This is a genomic window from Cypionkella sp. PAMC25878 (assembly GCF_058135695.1).
The window spans coordinates 1,697,788-1,721,837 of record NZ_CM176871.1 but is presented as its reverse complement, the minus strand read 5'-3'; the positions used below and the strand labels follow the sequence as shown (position 1 = coordinate 1,721,837).

The 24,050-nt window shown below is 62.2% G+C and carries 19 protein-coding genes and 1 pseudogene; 8 read left to right on the top strand and 12 right to left on the bottom strand.

What is annotated here, in order from left to right:
* Window positions 1–83: 83 nt before the first annotated feature.
* Window positions 84–821 carry an IS110 family RNA-guided transposase gene (locus ACS5RD_RS08135; RefSeq protein ID WP_489930760.1) on the top strand — a complete coding sequence of 246 codons (738 nt, stop codon included), beginning with the start codon at window positions 84–86 and terminating at the stop codon, window positions 819–821.
* Here the strand turns inward: ACS5RD_RS08135 and ACS5RD_RS08130 are convergent.
* Entirely contained in the window at window positions 794–1,597 is an 804-nt protein-coding gene (locus ACS5RD_RS08130; RefSeq protein ID WP_489930759.1) for an IS110 family RNA-guided transposase, read from the bottom strand. The genes ACS5RD_RS08135 and ACS5RD_RS08130 overlap by 28 nt on opposite strands.
* Window positions 1,598–1,601: 4 nt before the next feature.
* Window positions 1,602–2,495, bottom strand: coding sequence for an IS481 family transposase (locus ACS5RD_RS08125; RefSeq protein ID WP_489930758.1), 894 nt, complete (start codon window positions 2,493–2,495; stop codon window positions 1,602–1,604).
* A gap of 339 nt (window positions 2,496–2,834) precedes the next feature.
* On the opposite strand from ACS5RD_RS08125, the gene ACS5RD_RS08120 reads away from it, so the two are divergent.
* Window positions 2,835–3,922 (top strand): IS3 family transposase gene (locus tag ACS5RD_RS08120; RefSeq protein ID WP_489930757.1). Its coding sequence is split into 2 segments (ribosomal slippage): window positions 2,835–3,090 and window positions 3,090–3,922, totalling 1,089 coding nucleotides; the frame shifts between segments, so codons are not numbered across the junction.
* A gap of 509 nt (window positions 3,923–4,431) precedes the next feature.
* Here ACS5RD_RS08120 and ACS5RD_RS08115 read toward each other — a convergent pair.
* The 10 genes and pseudogenes from ACS5RD_RS08115 to ACS5RD_RS08070 all read right to left on the bottom strand — a co-directional run bounded on the left by ACS5RD_RS08115 (window position 4,432) and on the right by ACS5RD_RS08070 (window position 13,666).
* On the bottom strand, window positions 4,432–5,550 hold the full coding sequence (locus ACS5RD_RS08115) for an IS110 family RNA-guided transposase (protein WP_489930527.1): 1,119 nt from the start codon (window positions 5,548–5,550) through the stop codon (window positions 4,432–4,434).
* A gap of 115 nt (window positions 5,551–5,665) precedes the next feature.
* Window positions 5,666–6,468, bottom strand: a pseudogene (locus ACS5RD_RS08110) (IS5 family transposase); the annotation flags it as partial.
* 294 nt (window positions 6,469–6,762) lie between these two features.
* The gene (locus tag ACS5RD_RS08105; protein ID WP_489930756.1) at window positions 6,763–7,461 is read right to left on the bottom strand and encodes a hydroxymethylpyrimidine/phosphomethylpyrimidine kinase; all 699 of its coding nucleotides are present in this window, start codon (window positions 7,459–7,461) and stop codon (window positions 6,763–6,765) included.
* Window positions 7,458–8,411, bottom strand: coding sequence for a ThiF family adenylyltransferase (locus tag ACS5RD_RS08100; protein ID WP_489930755.1), 954 nt, complete (start codon window positions 8,409–8,411; stop codon window positions 7,458–7,460). The genes ACS5RD_RS08105 and ACS5RD_RS08100 overlap by 4 nt, the downstream gene beginning before the upstream one ends.
* On the bottom strand, window positions 8,408–9,010 hold the full coding sequence (locus tag ACS5RD_RS08095) for a thiamine phosphate synthase (protein WP_489930754.1): 603 nt from the start codon (window positions 9,008–9,010) through the stop codon (window positions 8,408–8,410). Before ACS5RD_RS08095 ends, ACS5RD_RS08100 begins: the two co-directional genes overlap by 4 nt.
* A complete protein-coding gene (locus ACS5RD_RS08090; RefSeq protein ID WP_489930753.1) occupies window positions 9,007–9,795 on the bottom strand; it encodes a thiazole synthase in 789 nt (262 codons plus the stop codon). The genes ACS5RD_RS08095 and ACS5RD_RS08090 overlap by 4 nt, the downstream gene beginning before the upstream one ends.
* A 1-nt stretch (window position 9,796) precedes the next feature.
* Window positions 9,797–9,994: a sulfur carrier protein ThiS gene (gene thiS, locus ACS5RD_RS08085; protein WP_489930752.1), complete on the bottom strand. Its 198-nt coding sequence runs from the start codon at window positions 9,992–9,994 to the stop codon at window positions 9,797–9,799.
* On the bottom strand, window positions 9,984–10,946 hold the full coding sequence (locus ACS5RD_RS08080) for an FAD-dependent oxidoreductase (protein ID WP_489930751.1): 963 nt from the start codon (window positions 10,944–10,946) through the stop codon (window positions 9,984–9,986). The genes thiS and ACS5RD_RS08080 overlap by 11 nt, the downstream gene beginning before the upstream one ends.
* Entirely contained in the window at window positions 10,943–12,769 is a 1,827-nt protein-coding gene (gene thiC / locus ACS5RD_RS08075) for a phosphomethylpyrimidine synthase ThiC (RefSeq protein WP_489930750.1), read from the bottom strand. The genes ACS5RD_RS08080 and thiC overlap by 4 nt, the downstream gene beginning before the upstream one ends.
* Window positions 12,770–13,207: 438 nt before the next feature.
* On the bottom strand, window positions 13,208–13,666 hold the full coding sequence (locus tag ACS5RD_RS08070) for an Lrp/AsnC family transcriptional regulator (protein WP_489930749.1): 459 nt from the start codon (window positions 13,664–13,666) through the stop codon (window positions 13,208–13,210).
* Window positions 13,667–13,812: 146 nt separating this feature from the next.
* Between ACS5RD_RS08070 and ACS5RD_RS08065 the strand changes: the two genes are divergently transcribed.
* Genes ACS5RD_RS08065 through ACS5RD_RS08040 form a run of 6 tightly spaced genes read left to right on the top strand, consistent with a single transcriptional unit; the run spans window position 13,813 to window position 23,726 of the window.
* On the top strand, window positions 13,813–17,310 hold the full coding sequence (locus ACS5RD_RS08065) for an indolepyruvate ferredoxin oxidoreductase family protein (protein WP_489930748.1): 3,498 nt from the start codon (window positions 13,813–13,815) through the stop codon (window positions 17,308–17,310).
* 12 nt (window positions 17,311–17,322) lie between these two features.
* A complete protein-coding gene (locus ACS5RD_RS08060) occupies window positions 17,323–18,489 on the top strand; it encodes an acyl-CoA dehydrogenase family protein (RefSeq protein ID WP_489930747.1) in 1,167 nt (388 codons plus the stop codon).
* Entirely contained in the window at window positions 18,486–20,093 is a 1,608-nt protein-coding gene (locus tag ACS5RD_RS08055; protein WP_489930746.1) for a carboxyl transferase domain-containing protein, read from the top strand. The genes ACS5RD_RS08060 and ACS5RD_RS08055 overlap by 4 nt, the downstream gene beginning before the upstream one ends.
* Window positions 20,094–20,102: 9 nt before the next feature.
* Window positions 20,103–22,106, top strand: coding sequence for an ATP-binding protein (locus ACS5RD_RS08050; protein WP_489930745.1), 2,004 nt, complete (start codon window positions 20,103–20,105; stop codon window positions 22,104–22,106).
* Complete coding sequence (locus ACS5RD_RS08045) at window positions 22,099–22,956, top strand: hydroxymethylglutaryl-CoA lyase (RefSeq protein ID WP_489930744.1); 858 nt, start codon at window positions 22,099–22,101, stop codon at window positions 22,954–22,956. The genes ACS5RD_RS08050 and ACS5RD_RS08045 overlap by 8 nt, the downstream gene beginning before the upstream one ends.
* Window positions 22,953–23,726, top strand: coding sequence for a crotonase/enoyl-CoA hydratase family protein (locus tag ACS5RD_RS08040; RefSeq protein WP_489930743.1), 774 nt, complete (start codon window positions 22,953–22,955; stop codon window positions 23,724–23,726). The genes ACS5RD_RS08045 and ACS5RD_RS08040 overlap by 4 nt, the downstream gene beginning before the upstream one ends.
* The last annotated feature ends 324 nt before the right edge of the window (window positions 23,727–24,050 follow it).

Here is a 24,050-nt window from a genome sequence, read left to right as displayed (position 1 = left end):
CAATTTCGGGATTTCATGTCGCGTCACCCGCCGAGCTCGTTTTTTTTGAAGCTTGCGGTAGTTCGAGCTACTGGGCACGCGAGATGCAGGCGCTCGGCCACGAGGTGCGTTTGATTGCGCCGCAGTATGTGAAGCCTTTTGTTAAGCGTCAGAAAAACGACGCGACCGATGCCGAAGCGATCGTTGTTGCAGCACGTCAACCTGAGATGCGTTTTGTCTCGCCCAAGAGCGAAGAGCAGCAAGCTCGGGCCGCGCTTTTCCGGCCCCGTGAGCGTCTTGTGCGCCAGCGAGCCGAGTTGATGAATGCACTGCGCGGCCTGCTCTACGAATACGGGGCAGTCTTCCCCATCGGCCTCAGCCAAACAAAGCGAATTGAAGCCTATGTCGGCAGTTCGGACGCCGAGCTTGCGGCGCTGATTGTCGCGGAGTGTCAGGATTTCCTGATGCAGATTTTCGAGCAAACAACTCGGATCGAAGCCAAGACAAAGATACTGGCGCGTGTCGCCGCCAGCAGCGAGATAGCCCGCCGTTTGCAGACGATGCCCCCTCTCGCGCATGAAGGCATGCGCTGGCGGGCAGCGGGCGTTGGCCCCATGACGGCTCTCGCTGTAGAAGCATTTGCGCCGGACATTGCGGAATTCCGATGTGGCCGCGATTTTGCCGCGTGGCTTGGCCTTGTTCCGCGCCAATATTCTTCTGGCGGTAAGGAGCGCCTTGGGCGGGTCTCAAAGGCCGGGCAGATAGATATTCGACACCTTTTGATAATCGGTGCGATGTCTAGCAACTGTATCTGTCAGGACGTCGGGGCTGCCCATTTCTGACGGCTCTTGCACAACGCATTAGCGATGGTGACCAGCTTTCTGGCGACGGCGGTGATGATGACCTTGTGCGGTTTTCCGGCCTTGCGGAGGCGATCTGCGAAGGATCTCAGGCTTGGGTTATGATGTGCCGCGACCAAGGCTGCTTGGAACATCACATGCCGCAGGGCGCGGCGACCACCGGCGATGGCCCGTTTCCCGCGAAGTGTTCCGCTGTCATGCGCGACCGGAGCCAATCCGGTGAGTGCGGCAGCTTCTTCGCCGGTGATGGTGCCGATCTCAGGCATTTCGGCGATCAGCATTGAGCTGGCAACCGGGCCTATCCCCGGGATGGAGCGGAGAACGGTGGCCATTTCCGACAGGTGATCATCGCTTGCGATGGCCCGGGTGATCCTGTCTTCCAGTTCCTTGATCAGGATATCGAAACGTTGCTTCAACTCAGTGTCGATGTCCTCGAACATTGCGGCGGTGCCGAGTTTCTGAAGCGCGCGGAATTGGGCCAGCAGCCGTTTGCGCATCTCAACCAGCTGGGCTCGTTTTGACGTCAAAGCTCTAAGAAGGCGCAGCTTTTCGGCGGGACGACGGCGGCCTGCTTCGGGCCGGAAAGCGAAAAAGCGGGCGATGAGTTCCGCATCTATCCGGTCGGTCTTGGCGCGCGTGCCGCGGCTTTGCGCAAACGCTTTCACCTGAGCGGGGGCACCCTGGCGGGCTGCAACGCCTTCTACCTCCAGAAGCGCCCAGAGCTGTAATGTGGGCGATCTAGCGAGACACCATTTCATGACTTTATAGCTTTTCTCTGAGCGCCTCGTAAGGCGTTTTCCCATTGTGAGCGCCATGTGGTCTGGCGAGGTTGTAGAACTGCTCCCACTCGGCCAGTTTGGCGTTCAGGTCGACATCACCCGTGTAGCTGAGAAGCTGATAGAACTCCTGCTCATCAGATCGGTGGGATCGTTCGACCTTGCCGTTAAGTTGCGGCGAGCTGGGCTTAATGTAGGCGTGGCGGATGCCTTTATCCTCGACATGCCAATGGAATTTCGCCTGGAACTCATGGCCGTTGTCGGTACGAATTTCCTGAATGCGGAAGGGAAAGGTTGCGATGACGTGATCGACGAAATTTATGGCATTGGCCTGGTTGTGGCGTTCGTAGATCTTCAGGGCACGGATCCGTGTCGCATCGTCAATCGCCGTGTATTGAAAACGCCGAGTCTTGGTGCCTGATTTGTCTATGAAAGTCAGGAACTTGACGTCCATCTGGATTTGATGCCCAGGAACCTGCTTGTTATAGCGCTTGGTGTGGATTTTGCGCACCCGCGTGCCGCCTGGCAGGCGGTTCACACCATTGCGCTTAAGGATGCGATACACGCCAGCGTCCGAGATTTTGAGCCCATGATAGCGCTCCAGATACCAGACGATGCGGATTGGCCCGAGGTGATAATCGCGGCGCAGATGAAGGACTTTCTCCGTGACTGCCTCAGGCGTCCGGTTCGGATGGTTGTGCGGAACCGATCTTTTATTGGCCAGCCCCGCCTCGCCATGATCTGCCAAGGCATGACGCCATCGATAAAAGCTGGCTCGCCCGATTCCGAAGTATCGACACGTCTTGCTGACGTCACCTGACGCCGCAGCGTGATCCAGAATGCGCAGCTTGCGCCGGATTTCCTGTTGGTCTTTGGCCATCGAACCCACCCTCCCACTCCAAAATGGAGATTACAGAAGGTGTCTCGCTGAATCGACAGATCCTACACTGGCCAACAAGATGGCCCGGCAAATCTGGGCGATGCTTATTAAGTCAGGAGGATTACCGAAATCCGGTGAAGGCGACAACGCCATGAGTCTCATGCTTGATCTGCGCTGAAAGCCGGTGCGATGGAGGGAGAAGACGACGACTATATGGGAAATGATCGAAAAGATCAGGATAGGGAAAACCAGTTAGGGGCTACGAGACGGTAATCCCCCCCGAAAGTAAGGGGCTGCATAAGTAGAATTTTCTCGCCAAGATGAACGAGGAGATTCTGAATGAAGACAAGCAGATACACTGAGGCGCAGATTCTTGCGATCCTGCGTCAGGCCGAAGGCGGTGTGCCGGTGGCAGAGCTGTGCCGCGAGCATGGCATGAGCAATGCGTCGTTCTACAAGTGGCGGGCGAAGTATGGCGGCATGGATGCGTCGCTGATCAGCCAGATGAAGGCCATCGAGGACGAGAACCGCCGGCTGAAGCGGATGTATGCGGACCTGAGCATGCAAGCCGACCTGCTGAAAGAGGCTCTCGGAAAAAAATGACGCGGCCATCTCAACGCCGCGAGATGGCCGAGAAAGCGGTGGCGCGACACAAGGTCAGCATTGCGCTGGCCCGCCGGGCCTTCGGGGTCAGCGAGATCTGCTATCGCTATGGCCCGAAGTTAAAAGCCGAGAACGAAGAGATCGCCGACCTTCTGGTGGGTCTGACCGACGCCCGCAAGACCTGGGGCTTTGGGCTGTGCTTTCTGCATCTGCGCAACGTGAAGGGCCATCCGTGGAACCACAAACGCGTCTATCGGATCTATTGCGCCTTGGAACTGAACCTGCGGATCAAGCCCCGCAAGCGGCTGAAGCGGGACAAACCTGATGTGCTTGCTGTGCCCGAGGCACCCAACATGACCTGGTCCATGGACTTCATGGCAGATCGCCTCGGTGATGGCCGTGCGTTTCGGCTGCTGAACGTGCTGGATGACTTCAACCGCGAGGGGCTGGGTATCGAGGTTGACTTCTCGCTACCCGCCGAAAGGGTCATCCGGAGCCTGGACCGGATCATCGAATGGCGCGGCAAACCCGGCACCATAAGGGTCGACAACGGCCCGGAATACATCAGTGGCAAGCTGCTGATCTGGGCTGAGAGACAGGGCATCACGATCCAGCACATCCAACCCGGCCAGCCGCAGCAGAACGCCTACATCGAGCGATACAACCGCACCGTCCGGCATGAATGGCTCGACCAATACATCATCGAAACCATCGAGGAGGCACAGGATCACGCCACACAATGGCTATGGACATACAACAACGACCGCCCGAACATGGGCATCGGCGGCATCATACCCGCCCAGAAACTGAAAATGGCCGCGTAAGTTCTACGGATGCACCCCGTTAAAAATGGGGGGATTACCAGACCATAAGCTCGCTGAACAGATTTGGACCCGATCACGCTGATCGCCATATCGGCCCGCGGCCTTTAACAGCGCCGCACACTGAGGCCTGACAGAAGACCGCACTCGATCTCGCCCAAGGTCAAATTCTTCTTGCTTCTAGCGCCAGGACTTCGGTAACGGGGTCGTCCCAGTCAAGCGGTTTTGCGCATGCGGGATGCGCCGCCGAACTGCGGTTTTGTGCTTTGAGAGCTTAGTCTGCTTCCCTCTTCGGCAGCCTTCGCCTGAGGTCGACCCGGGTGCATGCTTCGGTCCGGGTCAGCGCGATGGCCGCCAACATGATGCTGGTCCAATGCAATTCCGATATGCCCATCTCATTGGCGTGCTCTATGTGATCGGCGTCAGTCCTGAGCACGGCATCATCGCAACCGTGTCCCGTCGGGACCTCGAAGGCCCGCGATCAGGCGGGCAGCAGTCTGGAGCTTGTGTCTTCAGCCGGCATGGATCACCGGAGTATCGAAGCGGAAGTCGATGTCATCCTTCCACATGCGGTGTAGGATTACGGCGATACGCCGCGCCAGCGCAACCATCGCGCGCTTGGCACCACGACGGCGCGCAAGTTTTGCGGCCCAGGTTCGCAACCAGCTCGCCCGTCCACCAATCGTCGGGAAAACAGTCCACCGGACTGTTTTCTGACCCTCATCATACATCATGACCGTGGCAGCCTGACACAGCGCGCGTCGAAGGTTGACGTCGCCCGCCTTGGTGATCCCACCCGAGATGTCTCGCTCGCCCGACTGGTTTCGCGAGGGAGTCAGGCCGACCCACGGCCCGACCCTCTTCGAGGAAGTGAACCGGTCTGGATCATCGACCGCAGATCGATAGGTCAGTGCCACAACAGCGCCGATCCCCATTGCCCGGCAGGCGATTTGCGAAGCAAATCTGCCGAGAGGGGGCATCGACATCAACCGGCGGCAGACCGGATCTTCCTGCGCGAGTTGCCGGACATGGCGTTCAAGGCCCGCCAACTCTCGCCGCAGCGGCAACCGCGCGCTGAGCATGGGTTCGGTTGCCGCTTCCAGCATCGGATTACCGGCCGCCAGCTCGCGGATACGCTGTTCGAACCGGCCTTGCGATATGGTGCCGACCTTAAGTCCGAAGTTCCGAAGCAGCCCGCGCAAAGACATTTCCAGCGTGATGAACCCCTGTTGCACGGCCTTTCGAGCAGTGAGCACCGCCCGAACCTCTTGTGCGGACACCGATTTGCAGTGAACAGGCCGGAACCAGCCGAGGTGCAGAAGACGCGCGATACCTTCGGCATCACGGCGGTCCGTCTTGATCGGCATAGCCTTAAGGGCGCCCTTCACTTGCCGGGCTTCCATGAGCACGACAGGCTGCCCAGCCTCGGACAACCCGCGATGCAACCACTGCGACAAGGGGCCAGCCTCGAGCCCGACGGCAGCGATTGCGCCGTCCTGATCGTTGATCCAACGCAACAGCGCCTCGGGCTCGCTCGCCACCTGCGCCTCCTTCACGATCTTCCCATGCTCGCTGATCACGCAGATCGCGGTCTTCTCCAGCGACACATCCAGTCCGACAAACAGCTTCATCCCGCACTCCTCCCTGTGGATCCGATACGGGAATGGCGCCAGCTTGCCCGCGATTCTGCAACGGTAACGGGCGGGTCGCGACGCAGGCCCCGTTACGGCATCTCATTAACTTTGACAGCCAGAAGAGCACGGTTGCGGCGAGAGCGGTGGCGCAGAGGAAGACGATGGGGCATCGGTCGTATCGGGTTGCGACCCGGCGCCAGTCCTTGAGCCTGCCGAACATGATCTCGATGCGGTTGCGTCATTTGTAGCGGCGGCGGTCGAAGCGGATTTTCTTCCTGCGGCTCTTCCTGCCTGAGATGCAAACCCGTATCCCCTTGTCTTTCAATGCTTCTCGATACCAATCGGCGTCATACCCCCGGTCGGCCAGAAGCCACTCCGCCTTTGGCAAACCGCCCAGAAGGGCAGCTGCCCCGGTGTAGTCGCTGACCCGCTGCCCGGCAGGCGATGCATGCATCGCCGAGAGGGGGCCTGCGGTCATGAAGAACCGGATCGGACGACCTTCCGCATCGGTGACGGCGTGCAGTTTGGTGTTCATGCCGCACTTGGTTCGGCCGATCAGGCGGCCCCTTTGGTCATCAGGCCCCCCTTTTTCGACCGCAGGCTGGTCGCCGTGCGGTGTGCCTTCAGGTAGGTCGCGTCGATCATCACCGTCTTCGGAACGGCCGCCTCGGAGGCCAGCCCCTCCATAATCCGGGCGAAGACCCCCATGTCCGCCCACCGCTTCCAACGGTTGTATAACGTCTTCGGCGGGCCATACTCCTTCGGTGCATCGCGCCACCGCAAGCCATTGCGATTGATGAAGATAATACCGCTCAGGACACGTCGGTCATCGACCCGCCGCACGCCATGACTCTTTGGAAAGAACGGCCGAAGCCGGGCCATCTGTGCGTCCGTCAGCCAGAAAAGATTGCTCATCATCACCCCCGTTAGTTCGAGAGCTTGAATCATGCAGCCGCAGCGACCTCAAGCAGATCAATGGGTCCTGAGCCTAGGACGGCAACCACAGAAGCCCCTAGTTTCTAGACACCTTGCTTGGTAAATTTGGAAGCAGGGAGGACGAGATGTCCGGAGCAAAATTCACAGACGAGTTCAAGCGCGATGCGGTGGCGCAGGTCGATGATCAATGATCAATGATCAATGATCGGGGTACCCTGCAGGCGCAGCGTTGACCTATCGGAGATGTCAACGTCGACGCCGGACGCTGTAAGCTCACCACCATGCATTCAGATAACGCTTTGCCTGATCGCAGGCCTTGATCAGATCCTCTCCAAGCGCCAAGTCGGCGGCGATAGCCGTGGCCAAAGTGCAGCCGGTGCCGCGCTGCGTGCCGAATTTTCGCGGTGCGGCGAACCGCAGAGGCAGGCGTTCCGGACGAAACAACCAATCTACCGCCTCCGGCCCGTTAGCATGGCCACCCTTCAGCAGCACCGCCTTTGCGCCCATCGCAAAGAAGCCTGCGGCAAGGTCTTGCAGCGGCGCACCAGCGGCAAGGCCGGTCAGGATGGCTGCTTCCGGTAAGTTCGGGGTCACCAGCGCTGCGCGCGGGATCAGCCGGGCAATCATCGCGGCGCGTCCGATGGCATCCAGCAGCACGGCCCCCGCACTGGTCGCTAGAACGGGATCCAACACGAAGGGCAGATCCGGCAAGGTCTCGGCAATGGCGGTGACAATGTCGGCATTGACCAGCATGCCCAGCTTGGCCGCTCGCAACGAGCCTGCGGCGCGGATTTGGGCGACAACCATGGCAGCAGGTATTGGATGCACGCAACATCCGCCCCCGGCATCCTGTGCTGTCACCGCTGTGGCCGCCAGTCGCGCCGTCACACCATGATCGGCCAGCACCGCCAGATCGCGGGCCAGCCCGGCCCCGGTGGAACTGTCCAATCCGGCAATCAGCAGAACCGTCATTGGCCGTCCGCCAACAGGGCCAGCGACGCCGCACCACGCGCCGCCAGAACCTGCGCGCCGCGCCAAGCCCGCAAGCCCGACGCGCAGCACAGCACCACCCGGCCTGCACCGGGAAGCGGCCAGTTGATCAGATCATGCGGTGCCACCCATTGTGCGCCACTAATCATGTGCACCGATCCGACAGGGCGCAGATCGAGCACAGTATCGTCGGGCGTTAGCTGCGAGGCGGCGACAAAGCCAACGCCTTCGGACTCCGCAGCACCGGCAAAGCTGAAGCCGCCCAGCCGCCAGTTGGACAGATCCAGCGTGACGACGCGCCCCAGCGGGCTTGGTTCCAACTCGATGAGTTGAGCCAGAACCATCTGCGCCTGCACTGCCGCCAATGCAGCAACCACCGGCCCCAGAATCCCCGCTGTCGCACAGCTTGCCGCCTGCGCAGGCAAGTCGGGAAACACGGCGCGGTAACTGGGGGCCGTGCCACAAAAACCGCCGACATAGCCGGATTGCCCGATGACCGAGGCCGAGATCAGTGGTTTAGCGGCGGCAAGGCACAGGTCTGACAGAGTATAGGTCACGGCAAAGCTGTCGGCGGCATCGACGATCACATCTGCGGCGGCGATCAGGTCGGGCGCGTTGCCGGGGTCCAGCCGGGCGACCAACGGGGTGGACTGACAGTCAGGGTTCAGGGCTTTGACGCGCCGGGCGGCGGCTATGGCCTTGGGCGTACCGATATCGGCCATGGTGTAGAGGGTCTGGCGGTGCAGGTTGGCCAGTTCGATCACATCGGGGTCGATGAGGATCAGCTGGCCGACACCTGCTCCCGCCAGAGCCGGGATCACCGTGCAGCCCAAACCGCCAGCCCCCACCACCAGTACTCGCGCAGTGGCAAGTTTTGCTTGCCCGGATAGCCCCACCTGTGGCAGCTGAATCTGGCGGACATAGCGGCTCATTGCGCCACCTCGCAGGCGGCGACCCATTGCCGCGCACGCACTTCGAGGTCAGGGGCAGTCACCAGATCAGTGACAACCGCCACCACATCCGCCCCCGCGGCAAAGACAGCGGGCAGGCGTTCGGGGGTCAGGCCACCGATGGCGACCAGCGGTATATCCGCGATCCGTGTTTTCCAGCGCGCCAGTTTCTCCAACCCCTGCGGCTGCCATCTCATTTGCTTGAGCGTGGTCGGATAAACTGGGCCGAGGGCGATATAGGCCGGGTGCAGTGCCAAAGCCCGATCGAGTTCGGCGCGGTCATGGGTGGAAATCCCGAAGCGCAACCCGGCGCGGGTGATTGCGGACAGGTCGGCGGTGTCGAGATCTTCTTGGCCCAGATGAATGAAATCCGCCCCGGCCTCCAATGCCGCGCGCCAATGGTCGTTGACGACGAGCTGCGCACCGTGACGCTGGCAGGCGGCTTGGGCTACGACGATCTGATGCGGAATATCGGCAGCATCGCCTTTGAAACGCAACTGAACCAGCTTTGCGCCTTGGGCGACAACGCGGCCCACCCAATCGGAATCGGGCAGCACGGGATAAAAGCGCGGCAGGATCATGCGCGCGCCCCGAAGTTCAGATCGGCCATGCCCAGCACTGGGGTAGAGGCCTCCGCCATATCGCGCGGCGGCATCAAACCGGCCTCATAGGCGATCCGTCCGGCTTGCACCGCTTGCCCGAAGGCGCACGCCATTGCCGCCGGATCGCCCGCCTTGGCCACAGCGGTGTTCAACAGAACCGCGTCAAACCCCATCTCCATCGCCCGCGCCGCCTGACTGGGCGCGCCAAGCCCCGCATCAATGATCAGCGGCACCTGCGGAAAATACCGTCGCATCGAGGCCAGAGCCTCAGCATGACGCAGCCCCTGGCCTGAGCCGATGGGGGCACCCCAAGGCATCAGCACCTTGCAGCCCACATCTAGTAAGCGTTCGGCGACGATCAGATCTTCGGTGGTGTAGGGGAATACCTGAAACCCGTCGGCACAGAGGATCTGCGCCGCTTCGACCAGCGCAAAGGGATCGGGTTGCAGCGTGTCGGCATGGCCGATTACCTCTAGCTTGATCCAGTTGGTGCCGAACACCTCACGCGCCATCTGGGCGGTGGTGACGGCTTCGCGGGCAGAGTGGCAGCCTGCGGTGTTGGGCAACAGCCGCGCGCCGCTGGCTTGCAGCAGCGACCAGAAACCGCTGCCTGCCGTGGCCCCCCGCGCCGCCTCGCGCCGCAAGGATACGGTGATGACGTCGCAGCCAGAGGCGGTAATCGCCTCGGTCAGCACCTGCGGCGAGGGGTATTGCGCTGTGCCAAGCAGCAGCCGCGATGGAATGTCGATGTCGTAAAGCCGCATCTTAGCCCCCCTGCATCGGGGCCAGCACCTCAACCCGGTCACCGTCCTGCAGCGGGGTTGTGGGGCGGGCGGTGGTGGCGATGAAAGCGCCGTTCAAAGCGGTGGCGAGGGCAGCAGCACCATAGCCGAGTTCGACCAGCGCCTCGGCTAGAGTTGCCGCGCTGATCTCGCATTGGCTTCCGTTCAGTTCAATGCGCAACGGCGGCCTCCTGTGGTGCAAGGGCAAATTGATCGGCCAGTTGTTCGGCCAGCGCCGGGGCGGTCAGAAAGCCGTGGCGGTACAGCCCGTTCAGATGCCAGCGTCCGCCTGCCTTGACGATGCGCGGCACATTGTCAGCAAAGGCGGGACGCAGGCCGCTGCCAGTCTCGACGATAGCAGCCTCGGCAAAGCCGGGATGCAGAGTGAAAGCCGCCGACATCAGTTCCATGGCGCTGCGCAGGGTGATCGGGCCGGGATCGTCGCTTTCCAGCATGGTGGCCCCGATCATATAAAGCCCGTGGCCGCGCGGCACGACATAGACCGGAAAGCGCGGATGCAGCAGGCGGATCGGGCGGGTGAGCGTCACAGAGGGGCAATGCAGCAGCAGCATTTCCCCCCGCACGGCGCGCAGGCTGGGTAAATCAGCGCGGGCAGCGATGCCCCGGCAGTCGATATCGGCCTGTTCGGGGTCAAGCGGAGTGTTGCTGCGGATCGCAACGCCGCGCTGTCGCAAGCCATCGGCCAGCGCCACCAAAGCGGCACGCGGGTCAAGATGCGCCTCGTCGGCATAGAACTGCGCAGAGAAAAAACGCCCCGCAAGATCACTTTCCAGCGTGGCAATCGCCTCGGCGTCCAGCCGCACATGCCCGGTGGTGCGGGAGGCGAAACGGTCAAGCTCAGCGCGGTCGCGTGCCGGGGCCACCACCAATGAGCCACGCCGCACCACACCCGGCACCCGTACTGCCCACCAGTCGGCCGCACTGGCCCCCAGCCGCGCCACATCGGGCGCGGCCGTTTCGGCTTCGACATAGGGCGCAATCATGCCCCCCGCCAGCCAGCTTGCGCCGCCATGGGCGGGCCCGTTGTCCACCACCTCAACCGGCAAGCCGCGCTCGGCCAAGGCGGTTGCGACGCAGAGCCCCGCAACCCCGGCACCCAGAATGGTGATCATTCCGCAACCTCGGCGATGGGCAGATACACCTCGCCCTTCTCGCGGAACTTCTCCGCCATCGCCGCCATGCCCTCTTTCTGAGCCTCGGCGCGAATGTCGTGCGAAATCCGCATCGAGCAGAACTTCGGCCCGCACATCGAACAGAAATGCGCGGTCTTATGCGCCTCTTTCGGCAGGGTCTCGTCATGGAACGAACGCGCCGTATCGGAGTCGAGCGAGAGGTTGAACTGATCCTCCCAGCGGAATTCGAAACGCGCGCGGGACAGCGCATCATCGCGCGCCTGCGCCCCCGGCAGGCCCTTGGCCAGATCGGCAGCATGGGCGGCGATTTTGTAAGTGATCACGCCAACCTTCACATCGGCACGGTCGGGCAGGCCCAGATGCTCTTTCGGCGTCACATAGCACAGCATCGCGGTGCCAAACCAACCGATCATCGCCGCCCCGATGGCGCTGGTGATATGGTCATAGCCGGGGGCGATATCGGTGGTCAGCGGCCCGAGCGTATAGAACGGCGCTTCGCCGCAGGTGGCCAGTTGCTTGTCCATATTGGCCTTGATCTTGTGCATCGCCACATGGCCCGGCCCTTCGATCATCACCTGACAATCCTTAGCCCAAGCGATCCGGGTCAGCTCTCCCAAAGTCTCCAATTCGGCAAATTGCGCGGCATCATTGGCATCGGCGACTGAGCCCGGGCGCAACCCGTCGCCAAGGCTGAAGCTGACGTCATACGCCCGCATGATGTCGCAGATTTCGTCAAAATGGGTGTAAAGGAAGCTTTCGCGGTGGTGATGCAGGCACCACTTGGCCATGATCGAGCCGCCACGGCTGACAATGCCAGTGACCCGGTTCGCAGTCAGCGGGATGTAATGCAGACGCACCCCGGCATGGATGGTGAAGTAATCCACCCCTTGTTCGGCCTGTTCGATCAGCGTGTCGCGGTAAATCTCCCATGTCAGATTTTCGGCCACGCCATCGACCTTTTCCAGCGCCTGATACAAAGGCACCGTGCCAATCGGCACCGGGGCGTTGCGCAGAATCCATTCGCGGGTGTTGTGGATGTTGCGCCCGGTGGACAGGTCCATCACGGTGTCCGCGCCCCAGCGGATCGACCAGACCATCTTGTCAACTTCCTCCGCCATCGACGAGGTGACAGCACTGGTGCCCATGTTGGCGTTGATTTTCACCGCGAAGTTGCGGCCAATGATCATCGGTTCCAGTTCGGGGTGGTTGATGTTGGCGGGGATGATGGCGCGACCAGCGGCAATCTCCCGCCGCACGAATTCGGGCGTGACATGGTCGGGGATCGCAGCACCAAAATCTTCGCCATCGCGGGGGTTGCCCGTCGGGGCGGTGCGGCCAAGGTTTTCCCGGATCGCCACATATTCCATCTCAGCCGTGATGATCCCGGCACGGGCATAGGCGAGTTGGGTAACAGCCTTGCCATCCACGGCGCGCAGCGGCTGGCGGGTTTGCGGGAAGCTCGGCACCAGCCGCTCGCCTGTGGCAAAGCCGTTGTCGGCAGGCTGTACGGCACGCGGTGCATAGACCGCACAATCGCCGCGGGCGGCCACCCATGTGGCGCGCAAAGGTGCCAATCCTTGTGCAATATCGGTGGTAATCGCTGGATCGGTGTAAGCGCCAGAGGGGTCATAGACTGTCACCGGCGGCTCACCCGCCGAGGGATGCACGGCGATCTGCCGCATCGGCACCAACAGATCGGGATGTAGGATGCCCGGCACATAAACCTTGCTGGAGCCGGGCAGCGGGCCTGTGGTGACAGAGGGTAGCACGCCGTTCTGCGGGATTTGGGTGGTGTGGTTCATCAAAGCCTCTTTCGCGTTGATGACCCGTGGTAAAGGGAAAGAAGCCGGGATTGCGCCCGTATGGTGGTGCCCCGTCGAAAACTGACGAAGTGGCGACCGCTTGTGCTTCCTACGCCAGTATCAACTGGGTCAGGTTCAAAGGGTCGCTTCACCGCAGGCCAAACATTGCTGTTCGCCCCACTATCAGCCTCTCAGTCCTTTAGGCAGGACTCCCCCGACAGTGGAAGTTTTCTAGACAGCCGGCGGTGCTGCGTCAATAGGGGCTGTCCGCTCAATCTCTGGCATGGCAATGCCGTCCCGGAGTCAGCGGCGGCATAACCAAGGAAAAACATCATCGCAGCGGCACAACCGCCCCTTACGGCGGGGCCAGATCGGCCGCGACATGTTGCACGGGGTCGCCGCCACAGGTCTGAGCGATTGAACATAGGCAAATGCGCCTTAGAGCGGCACGTTCAGGCTGTTCTTGACCCGCTTCAGCGTGAAACTGGTGTTGATCGACTGCACGTTTGGCAGTTCGACAAGTGCATTCTTGACCGTCGCCTCATATTCACGAACGCTGGTCGCGATCACCTGTAGCACATAGTCATATTCGCCGCTTAACGAGTAGCATTGCATGATCTCGGGAACTTTCGCCACAGCATCTTCGAAGGCTTTGAGCCTATCACGTTGGTGATGGGATATCTTCACAAAGCAAAACACGAGAATCTCGAACCCGATGGCCTCGGGATCGACGACGAAGCGTTTCGCACTGATCGCCCCCGACGCCTGAAGCCGTTGCAGCCGCCGCCAGCAGGGCGAGTGGCTGAGGCCAGTGACCTCTCCCAATTCCCGCAAAGTCAGGTCGGGCCGCTCTTGCAGCGCCTTCAGGATGCGTCGATCCGAATCGTCCAGCAGCATGCTTCACCCGTTATGACAAATGTGATAAAATCTGCGCATGATGCAGAACAGTCTACCCTCAAGTGCCATATAAGTGGTACAATGTTGCAAGATAGCCGTCAACAAAGTCAGCAATAGAGACCTTGTTTCGCGCAACCTAGACTAGAGTGTTGCCAGACGTACCCAAGCCGGTGCGGGGGATGCAAATGGCCATCACGCTGGACGACAAGTACACGGCAGAGAGCGGTTCCGTCTTGCTGACCGGGACACAGGCCTTGGTCCGGCTGCCGATGACCCAGATGCGCCGCGACCGCAGCAGCGGGCTGAACACTGCGGGGTTTATCTCTGGATACCGCGGCTCGCCTTTGGGCGGCTATGATCAGCAACTGGTCAAGGCCAGCAAGTTTCTGGATCGCCATGACGTGGTGTTCCAGCCGGGGGTGAACGAGGATCTGGCCGCAACTGCGGTCTGGGGTAGCCAACAGTTGCATCTGTCGTCGGGCGCCCGCAAGGATGGCATCCTCGGCATCTGGTATGGCAAGGGGCCGGGCGTTGATCGCTCAGGCGATGTCTTCAAGCACGCCAATGCGGCAGGCTCCGCGCGGCATGGTGGGGTGCTGGCGATTGCGGGCGATGATCACACCTGCAAGTCGTCCTCGATTCCGCATCAATCCGATCATGCCTTCATCTCGGCGCTGATGCCGATGCTTTACCCCTCGTCGGTGCATGAATTCCTCGAGATGGGCCTGCTCGGCATCGCCATGTCGCGCTATTCCGGCTGCTGGGTCGGCTTCAAGGTGATCTCCGAAACCGTCGAGATCACCTCGGTCGTCGATCTGGCGCAAGAGATGCGGCAGTTCGTGCTGCCCACCGATTTTGAACTGCCGCCTGACGGGTTGAACCTGCGCTGGCCCGATCCACCGCTTGTGCAGGACGAGCGGCTGCAAGAGCACAAGGGCTACGCCGCCATCGCCTTTGCCCGCGCCAATGGCGTTGATCGCCTGATCATCGACCACGCCCGCGCCCGCTTTGGTATCGTCGCCTCGGGCAAGGCCTATGAGGATGTGCGGCAAGCGTTGGCGGAACTGGGCCTTGGTCCGCAAGAGCAGGCGCTGATCGGGCTGCGCCTTTACAAAGTGCGTATGCCATGGCCGCTGGAGCCCGAAGGCATCCGCGCCTTCTCGCAGGGTCTGGATGAGGTGCTGATCGTCGAGGAACGCCGCGAGATCATCGAGAACCAGATCAAAGAGCAGTTGTTCAACTGGCGCGCCGATGTGCGGCCCCGCATCGTCGGCAAGTTCGATGAGGCGGGCAAGCCGTTCCTCAGCCTATCCGCCGGGCTGACCGTGGGCCGCGTGGCGGGTGCGATTGCAGAACGGTTGCTGCGGCTTGATCTGCCCGGTGACCTCGCCGCACGGCTAAGCGCCCGCGTCGAGGATCTGCATCGGATCGAGGCGCGTGCCGAGGCGCATATTCCCCCCGTCCTGCGCCTGCCGCATTATTGCGCGGGATGCCCGCACAACACCTCTACCCGCGTGCCTGAAGGATCGAAGGCGATGGCCGGGATCGGCTGTCACTTCATGGTGCAATGGATGGACCGTCGCACCGAAACCTTCACCCATATGGGTGCCGAGGGCGTGCCATGGACGGCAATCAGCCGCTTCACAGATGAAAAGCACCGTTTCGTCAATATCGGCGATGGTACATACTTCCACTCGGGCCATCTCGCGATCCGCCAGTCGGTCGCGGCGGGGGTGAATCTAACCTACAAAATTCTGGTCAATGATGCCGTGGCGATGACCGGAGGTCAGCCGATTGACGGCGAACTGACACCAGAACAGATCACCCATCAGGTCTACCACGAGCGCGTGGCGCGGATCGTGCTGATGTCCGACCATCCCGAAGTCTATCGCACCGCAGACCTCGCCCCCGGAACCGAGATCCGCCACCGTGACGACATCGACGCGGTGATGCTGACATTGCGCGAAGTGCCCGGCGTCACGGTGATCGTCTTCGAGCAGACCTGCGCTGCTGAATTGCGCCGCAGGCGTAAGCGGGGCACCGCTGTGGACCCCGATATGCGGCTTTGGATCAACCCTGCGGTCTGCGAAGGTTGTGGCGATTGTTCCGTGCAGTCGAACTGCATCGCGATTGAGCCGCTGGAGACCGATCAGGGCCGCAAGCGCCGGATCAACCAATCGGCCTGCAACAAGGATTATTCTTGTCTCAAAGGCTTTTGCCCGTCTTTTGTCACCGTGCGTGGTGGGGCGTTGCGCAAGAACCAACCGCTTGGTGGGGCGGATGTTTCCACCTTGCCCGACCCTGTGCTGCCGCAGATCGAGCGGGCTTGGAACCTTGCCCTTGCCGGTGTCGGGGGTACTGGCGTGCTGACCATCAGCGCCATTCTGGGCATGGCCGCCCATGTCGAGGGCAAGATCCCGATGGTGCTGGACATGGCGGGGCTCGCCCAGAAAGGTGGTGCGGTGATGAGCCATGTCCGCATCTCGCGCCCCGACCGCCCCATCGCCGCGCCTCGCATCGCGGCGGGATCGGCTGATCTTTTGCTCGGCGCGGATTCCGTGGTGGCCTCGTCAAAGGACTGCATCCTTGTGTGCAGCCCCGACCGGACGCAGGCCGTGCTGAACACCCATGTCACGCCAGTGTCGGATTTCATCCGCCATCGGGACTTTGACTTTAAGGAAGCCAGTTCTGAGGCCTGCGTAGCGGGGGCGGTGCGCTCGGCCCAGCATTTCCTGAACTTCTCGGATCTCGCCACACGACTGACCGGCGACGCGATCGGGGCGAACCTGATGATGCTGGGGTATGCGTGGCAATCCGGGCTGGTGCCATTGGCCAATGCCTCGATCCTTGAAGCCATCCGCTTGAACGGCACGGCCATCAAACCCAACACCGAAGCGTTCAACTGGGGCCGTTTGCTGGCGCATGACGCGGCGAAGGTGACAGCTTTGGCAGGCATCGGTCAGGAACCGCCGACGCCGGAAACCATGCCGTTGGACGCGCTGATAGCAAGCCGCGCCAATCATCTGCGCGCCTACCAGAACCAAGATCTTGCCCAGCGCTATCTGGACGGTGTGGCCCGGATTGCTTCCGCCGCCCGGCCCGAACGCGTCGGCGACAATGACCTGAGCCATGTGGTCGCCGAGACTTACGCCAAAGTTCTGGCCTACAAGGACGAATACGAGGTGGCGCGGCTTTACAGTCTGCCCGCCTTCCGCGCCGGGCTTGAGGCCGAGTTCTCTGGCCCCTATCGTCTGTCGCTGAACCTCGCCCCGCCGATCCTGTCCGGCAAAGCCCCCGATGGCCGGCCCAGAAAGCGCGAGTTCGGCGCGTGGATCCTGCCCGTGCTTGGCCTGCTTTCGCGGTTCAAATTCCTGCGCGGCACTTGGGTGGACCCTTTCGGGCACAGCCACGACCGCAAGCTGGAGCGCGACTTGACCGCGCGCTATGAGGATGATCTGGCACTGACCGAGCAGGTTCTCGCCGCCGACACGCTGCAACTGGTGCGCGACCTGCTGTCACTGCCGCTGGAAATCCGCGGCTACGGTCCGGTCAAGCAAGCGGCCTATCAAAAACAGATGGCGCGACGGGAAAAACTGCGCGCCACATTGCAGGGCGACAGCCGCGTGGCGATGGCTGCGGAATAGGAAGGGACCAGCATGTTTCTGGCATCTATGCAGTTCGATCTGGGCGATGAGGTGGCAGCACTTCGCGACATGGTGCACCGTTGGGCGCAAGCGCGGGTGAAGCCGATCGCGCCTGAGGTGGACAAGCGCAACGCCTTTCCCGCCGAGCTTTGGGCAGAGATGGGCGGTCTTGGCCTGCTGGGTATCACGGTGCCCGAAGCATATGGCGGCGCGGGCATGGGATATCTGGCCCATGTCGTCGCGGTCGAGGAAATCGCCCGCGCTTCGGCCTCGATAGCGCTCAGTTACGGCGCGCATTCCAACCTCTGCGTCAACCAGATCAGGCTGAACGGCACGGCGGCGCAGCGGCAGAAATACCTGCCGAAACTGGTTTCGGGTGCCTATGTTGGCGCGCTGGCGATGTCCGAATCCGAGGCGGGGTCAGACGTTGTATCCATGAAGCTGCGGGCCGACCGGATGGGCGAGCACTATGTGCTGAACGGCACGAAATACTGGATCACCAACGGCCCCGACGCCGATGTGCTGGTGGTCTATGCCAAGACCGACGCCACTGCCAGATCAAAGGGCATGACCGCCTTCATCGTCGAAAAGACCATGCAGGGCTTCAGCACCTCGCCGCATTTCGACAAGCTGGGGATGCGCGGCTCGAACACCGCCGAACTGATCTTCGACAATGTCGAAGTGTCCGCTGAAAACCTGCTGGGGGCCGAGGGCAAGGGTGTGCGGGTGTTGATGTCAGGTCTGGATTACGAGCGCGTGGTGCTGTCGGGCATCGGCACCGGCATCATGGCGGCCTGTCTGGACGAGATCATGCCCTATATGGTCAGCCGCAAGCAGTTCGGCCAAAGCATCGGTCATTTTCAACTTATGCAGGCCAAGATCGCCGATATGTATACCAAACTGAACTCGGCCCGCGCCTATGTCTATGAGGTGGCCCGCGCCTGTGATCGGGGCACAGTCACCCGGCAGGACGCCGCCGCCTGCGTGCTCTATGCCTCGGAGGCGGCGATGGAGGTCGCCCATCAAGCCGTGCAAGCCATGGGCGGCGCGGGGTTCATGAACGAAACGCCGGTCAGCCGAATCTTTCGCGATGCCAAGCTGATGGAAATCGGCGCTGGCACCTCGGAAATCCGCCGGATGTTGATCGGGCGCGAACTGATGGGGGCGATGACCGTATGACAATCCTGACCACCAATATCTCGCCGCGCAGTGCTGGGTTCCGGGCGAACCTTGCAGCAAATATGGCCGCACTTGATACAGTCCGGGCGGCGGCAGAGTTGGCGTTTGCAGGGGGCGGCGGCAAGGCGCGTGATCTGCACCAAAGCCGAGGCAAGCTGTTGCCGCGCGAACGCATCGACCGCCTGCTCGACCCAGGTTCGCCATTTCTGGAGATCGGCCTGTTCGCCGCGCACGGGCTTTACGACGGTGCCAGCCCCTCGGCGGGCCTGATCGCAGGGGTCGGTCGGGTTGAAGGCCAAGAGGTGATGATCATCTGCAACGATGCCACCGTGAAGGGCGGCACCTATTATCCGATGACGGTGAAGAAGCATCTGCGCGCGCAGGAAATCGCCGCCGAAAACCGGCTGCCCTGTGTCTATCTCGTGGATTCTGGCGGGGCCAACTTGCCCAATCAGGATGAGGTGTTCCCCGACCGCGACCATTTTGGCCGCATCTTCTTCAATCAAGCCAATATGTCGGCGCAGGGCATCGCGCAAATCGCCGTCGTCATGGGGTCGTGTACCGCTGGCGGGGCCTATGTGCCCGCGATGTCGGATGTCACCATTATCGTGAAGGGTCAGGGCACAATCTTTCTGGCTGGCCCGCCTTTGGTTAAGGCCGCCACAGGCGAGGTGGTCAGCGCCGAAGACCTTGGCGGCGGCGATGTTCATACCCGGCTTTCCGGCGTGGCCGACCTTTTGGCGCAGGACGATCTGCACGCGCTGGCGCTTGCCCGCCGCGCTGTCGCCAACCTGAACCGCCAAAAGCCGCCGCAACTGGTGCTGCAATCGCCGGAAGAACCGCTTTACGACCCCGCCGAGGTGATGGGTGTGGTCCCGGCGGAGTTGAAAACCCCCTATGACATCCGCGAAGTGATTGCCCGCACGGTGGACGGTTCGCGCTTTGACGAGTTCAAACCGCGCTACGGCACCACCATCATCTGCGGATTTGCGCATGTCATGGGTATGCCCGTGGGCATCATCGGCAACAACGGCGTGATCTTTTCGGAAGCCGCGCTGAAAGCTACGCATTTTGTCGAGCTTTGCTCACAGCGCAAGATCCCCTTGGTTTTCCTGCAGAATATTTCGGGCTTCATGGTCGGGCGGACGGCCGAAAACCGCGGCATCGCCAAGGATGGCGCCAAGCTGGTGACGGCGGTGGCCACAAGCCAAGTGCCGAAGATCACCTTCTTGGTCGGCGGGTCATTTGGGGCAGGCAATTACGGCATGTGTGGCCGCGCCTATGGCCCGCGCTTTCTGTGGACCTGGCCCAACAGCCGTATCTCAGTGATGGGCGGCGAACAGGCGGCAGGCGTCTTGGCCACGGTTCGCCGCGACGCAATCGAGCGCAAGGGCGGCAATTGGTCGGTCGAGGAGGAGGCCGCGTTCAAGCGCCCGACGGTTGAGATGTTTGAGCGTCAGTCGCACCCGCTTTATGCGACGGCCCGGCTTTGGGACGATGGCATCATCGACCCGCGCCGCACGCGACAGGTGCTGGCCCTGTCGCTGTCGGCTTCCCTGAACGCTCCGATCCCAGAGACGCGCTTCGGCGTGTTTCGCATGTGAGGCAAGCCGATGTTCCGCAAGATCCTGATCGCCAACCGGGGCGAAATCGCCTGCCGCGTCATCGCCACCGCCCGCCGCATGGGCATCGCCACCGTCGCCATCTACTCTGACGCCGACGCGGCCAGCAAACATGTGGCGACGGCCGATGAGGCGGTTCGCATCGGTGCCGCCGCCGTCGCCGAAAGCTATCTGAAGGGCGACGTCCTCATCGCTGCGGCGCTGCGGACCGGGGCCGAGGCGATCCATCCCGGCTATGGCTTCCTGTCGGAAAACCTCGGCTTTGTCGAAGCGGTTCAGGCGGCGGGACTGGTCTTTATCGGCCCTCCCGCCAGCGCCATCCGGGCGATGGGCTTGAAGGATGCCGCCAAGACGCTGATGGTCAAAGCCGGGGTGCCGGTCGTTCCCGGCTATCATGGCGAAAGGCAGGACCCGGCCCATCTGGCCGCCGAAGCTGCCGCCATCGGCTATCCGGTGCTGATCAAGGCCCGTGCTGGCGGTGGTGGCAAGGGGATGCGGCTTGTCACAGAGCCCGGCGAATTTGCCCAAGCGTTGGAAAGTGCGCAACGCGAGGCCCGCACCAGCTTTGGTGATCCGGCCTGTCTGGTCGAGAAATACATCACTCAGCCCCGCCACATCGAGATTCAGGTCTTTGGCGACACGCAGGGCCATGTCGTGCATCTGTTCGAGCGCGATTGCAGCCTGCAGCGCCGCCACCAGAAGGTGATCGAGGAGGCCCCCGCCCCCGGCATGCCTGCCGAGGTGCGCGCCGCGATGGGCAAAGCTGCGGTCGAGGCCGCGCAGGCGATCGGCTATCAGGGCGCGGGAACCGTCGAGTTCATCGTCGACGGCTCCGGCCCGCTCCGGCCCGACGGGTTCTGGTTCATGGAGATGAACACACGGCTTCAGGTCGAACATCCCGTCTCCGAGGCGATCACCGGGCTGGATTTTGTTGAGCTGCAATTGCGCATCGCCGCAGGTGAACCGCTGCCTTTCCGGCAGCAGGATCTCAGGATTGACGGCTGGGCGTTCGAGGCCCGGATCTACGCCGAAGATGTGGAAAAGGGCTTTCTGCCCGCGACCGGCACACTGGATCATCTGTCTTTCCCCAAAGGCGTTGAATTCACCCGCGGGGCGGTGCGCATCGACAGCGGCATCCGTCAAGGCGACGAGATTTCCCCTTGGTATGATCCGATGATCGCCAAGATCATAGTCCACGGGCGAGATCGCGCGGCGGCGCTGAACCTGTTGTCCACGACACTAGAGCAGTGCCGGATCGCCGGATCGACCACCAATCTGGAATTCCTCACCGCTCTCTCCCGACATGACGGGTTCCGCGCTGGTGAGGTCGATACCGGCCTGATTGCCCGCGATCTGGATCGGCTGACCGTCGCGGCCCCGCTGCCCGCCGAAGCCCCGGCACTGGCGGTTCTTGCCGCGCTGAACCTGCTCGACCCCCCCAAAGCCGCCGATCCTTGGGACCGGTTGACCGGCTGGCGCGGCTGGTCCGAGGCCGAAAGCTTTGCCGCGCTGGACCACAAGGTTGGCCCGCTTGCCCTGCGTGTCATCCATCTCGGCCCCCGGCAGTTCCGCGTGACCGGGACCGGGTATGAAACCACACTCGCCCTGCTGGATCATCGCGACGGCACCCTTCGCTTCGCCTGTGACGGCCTGCAATCCACGGCGCATGTGATCGCAACTGCTGACAGGATCAGCGTGTTCCTGTCAGGCCGCAAGCACGATTTCACCCCTGTCGATCCCCTGCTGGCTGCCGAGCACGACCACGCAGGCGGCGACGCCATTCTTGCCCCAATGCCGGGCTTGGTCGCGTCGCTACGAACCAGCCCCGGCGCGCGGGTGACCAAAGGTGACGCGCTGATCTTCCTTGAGGCGATGAAGATGGAGCATATCCTGATCGCCCCCCGCGATGGTGTCGTGGCCGAGGTTCTGGTGGCCGCAGGCGATCAGGTCAGCGATGGCACCGTCTTGGTAACGCTGGAGGCCGAAGATGGCTGATCCCGTCACCCTATACGAAATGGGCCCGCGCGACGGCTTGCAAAACGAAGCCCGCCTGATCAGCACCGCAGACAAGATCAAGCTGGTCAATCTGCTGTCCGACTGCGGCTTCAGCCATATCGAAGTCGCCAGCTTCGTCAGCCCGAAATGGGTGCCGCAGATGGCCGATGCCGCCGAGGTCATGGCGGGCATCACCCGTAAGCCCGGCGTCACCTACGCAGCACTCACGCCCAACCTTCAGGGCTTTGAGCGCGCAATCGCAGCCCGCGCCGACGAAGTGGCCGTCTTCGCCTCGGCCTCGGAAGGCTTCTCGCAAAAGAACATCAACTGCTCGATCCGCGAAAGCCTTGAGCGTTTCCGGCCCGTGCTGCGCAGCGCCTGCACCGCGATGATCCCGGTCCGGGGTTATGTGTCTTGCGTCACCGACTGCCCCTATGACGGGCCGATTGCGCCCGTCGCCGTGGCCGAGGTGGCCGAGGCGCTTTTTCAGATGGGCTGCTACCAGATCAGCCTTGGCGACACTTTGGGTGCAGCCACGCCCGAAGGGATCGCGCGGATGCTGGATGCCGTGCTACAGCGCCTGCCTGCCAACCGCCTTTCCGGGCATTACCACGACACGCGCGGCCAAGCACTTTTGAACATCGCGGTCAGTCTCGACCGGGGGCTTCGGGTGTTTGACAGTTCGGTCGGGGGCTTAGGTGGCTGTCCCTACGCACCCGGCGCCAAAGGCAATGTCGCCACCGAAGCCGTGGCCTCGATGCTGCATGGCCGCGGATTCGATACCGGGCTGGACCTTGACCGACTGGCCGATGCAGCCACCTTTGCCCAAAGCCTGAGGAGACCCGCATGAGCTGGCAAACGCTTGATATCCGCACCGATCCGCGCGGCGTGGTGTATGTCACGCTCAACACCCCCGAACGCCGCAACGTGCTGTCCCCTGTGATGATCGCAGAGCTGACCGAGTTCGCCCGCACGCTGGATCAAGCCCGCGCCGTGGTGCTTTCGGGTGCGGGCACGATCTTTTGCGCGGGCGGGGATCTGGCTTGGATGCAAGCGCAGATCGAAGCCGACCGCCCGCAGCGCTTGCGCGAAGCGCGGAAACTGGCCGAGATGTTGCAAGCGCTGAACACAATGCGGTTTCCGCTAATCGGTCGTTTGCATGGAGGTGCTTTTGGCGGTGGGATCGGCATGGCCTGCGTCTGTGACGTCGTTGTGGCGGCACGCGGCACGCAGTTCTGTTTCTCAGAAACCCGGCTGGGGATCATCCCCGCTACCATTGGCCCCTACGTACTGGCCCGCATCGGCGAAGGCCACGCGCGGCGCGTTTTCATGTCGGCCCGTATGTTTGGCGCAGATGAGGCCGCAACCCTAGGCATCGTTTCCAGAGTGGTCGATGCAGATGACCTTGACGCCGCCCTAGAGGCCGAGATCACGCCCTATCTGTCAACCGCCCCCGGTGCAGTAGCCGCCGCCAAGGCGCTCACCCGCGCCCTTGGGTCTCGGATTGATGCCGATGTGATCGACGACAGCATCCGGCGTCTGGCCGACATCTGGGAGGGACCCGAGGCCGGGATTGGCGTCCGGGCCTTTCTGGAAAAGAAGATCCGGCCTTGGAGCTGAAGACGACGAAGAATGAGATTGGGACGGGGGCATCCGGCCGTTGATCCGGCCCGATGGCTATATCGCGCAGATCACACGACAGGTCGCCCAGCCGCCATCGCCCGCGCTGTGGCACTGCTGACTGCTCGGCAGGGTGATCGGGGGCTGATAAACAAAACAGGACGTATCAGCGCCAAATGCGGGGGCTATATCGCCCAACCTGTTTCTGGAATATACTTACAGAGGAACGGCTTAAGCTTTGGCTTGTCGGTTTTGGCTGTCGGCTGCCGTGCTTGGGTTTGCGGGCGCTTGGACTTTGCACTAGTGTCGCGCAAGTTCGGATCA

What these genes read in the sequence shown, in the direction of transcription:
- ACS5RD_RS08090 (WP_489930753.1), bottom strand. Translation starts at nt 9,795, where the DNA reads ATGCGGCTTTACGACATCGACATTCCATCGCGGCTGCTGCTTGGCACA.
- ACS5RD_RS08130 (WP_489930759.1), bottom strand. Translation starts at nt 1,597, where the DNA reads ATGAAATGGTGTCTCGCTAGATCGCCCACATTACAGCTCTGGGCGCTT.
- ACS5RD_RS08045 (WP_489930744.1), top strand. Translation starts at nt 22,099, where the DNA reads ATGGCTGATCCCGTCACCCTATACGAAATGGGCCCGCGCGACGGCTTG.
- ACS5RD_RS08040 (WP_489930743.1), top strand. Translation starts at nt 22,953, where the DNA reads ATGAGCTGGCAAACGCTTGATATCCGCACCGATCCGCGCGGCGTGGTG.
- ACS5RD_RS08125 (WP_489930758.1), bottom strand. Translation starts at nt 2,495, where the DNA reads ATGGCCAAAGACCAACAGGAAATCCGGCGCAAGCTGCGCATTCTGGAT.
- ACS5RD_RS08070 (WP_489930749.1), bottom strand. Translation starts at nt 13,666, where the DNA reads ATGCTGCTGGACGATTCGGATCGACGCATCCTGAAGGCGCTGCAAGAG.
- ACS5RD_RS08080 (WP_489930751.1), bottom strand. Translation starts at nt 10,946, where the DNA reads ATGATCACCATTCTGGGTGCCGGGGTTGCGGGGCTCTGCGTCGCAACC.
- ACS5RD_RS08050 (WP_489930745.1), top strand. Translation starts at nt 20,103, where the DNA reads ATGTTCCGCAAGATCCTGATCGCCAACCGGGGCGAAATCGCCTGCCGC.
- ACS5RD_RS08060 (WP_489930747.1), top strand. Translation starts at nt 17,323, where the DNA reads ATGTTTCTGGCATCTATGCAGTTCGATCTGGGCGATGAGGTGGCAGCA.
- ACS5RD_RS08105 (WP_489930756.1), bottom strand. Translation starts at nt 7,461, where the DNA reads ATGACGGTTCTGCTGATTGCCGGATTGGACAGTTCCACCGGGGCCGGG.
- ACS5RD_RS08100 (WP_489930755.1), bottom strand. Translation starts at nt 8,411, where the DNA reads ATGAGCCGCTATGTCCGCCAGATTCAGCTGCCACAGGTGGGGCTATCC.
- ACS5RD_RS08055 (WP_489930746.1), top strand. Translation starts at nt 18,486, where the DNA reads ATGACAATCCTGACCACCAATATCTCGCCGCGCAGTGCTGGGTTCCGG.
- ACS5RD_RS08095 (WP_489930754.1), bottom strand. Translation starts at nt 9,010, where the DNA reads ATGATCCTGCCGCGCTTTTATCCCGTGCTGCCCGATTCCGATTGGGTG.
- ACS5RD_RS08115 (WP_489930527.1), bottom strand. Translation starts at nt 5,550, where the DNA reads ATGAAGCTGTTTGTCGGACTGGATGTGTCGCTGGAGAAGACCGCGATC.
- thiC (WP_489930750.1), bottom strand. Translation starts at nt 12,769, where the DNA reads ATGAACCACACCACCCAAATCCCGCAGAACGGCGTGCTACCCTCTGTC.
- ACS5RD_RS08135 (WP_489930760.1), top strand. Translation starts at nt 84, where the DNA reads ATGCAGGCGCTCGGCCACGAGGTGCGTTTGATTGCGCCGCAGTATGTG.